The 219-nt window shown below is 63.0% G+C and carries 1 pseudogene; it reads right to left on the bottom strand.

The annotated features are described in order from the left end of the window. Positions 1-219 (bottom strand): annotated as a pseudogene (locus tag H6B10_RS17275) (hypothetical protein); the annotation flags it as partial.

Here is a 219-nt window from a genome sequence, read left to right as displayed (position 1 = left end):
TCCCTGCTGCCCGAAGTGCCCGCCCATAAGGAGGATTGACCTATGCTGATCTGTGCTGCCAGCAATAACGCCGGCAAACTGAAAGAACTGCGCCGCATTCTGGAACGGATGGGCAGACCCAGGTTTTCCCACACGCTGACGGCACAGCCGCCCTTGGGGGTGCCGTCCAGCTTGGTGAGCACCACGCCGGTGGCACCGGCAGCCCGGCAGAATTCCTCC

This window comes from Gemmiger formicilis (assembly GCF_016901605.1).
GTDB lineage: Bacteria > Bacillota > Clostridia > Oscillospirales > Ruminococcaceae > Gemmiger > Gemmiger formicilis_B.
This window is presented reverse-complemented; position numbering and strand designations above follow the sequence as displayed.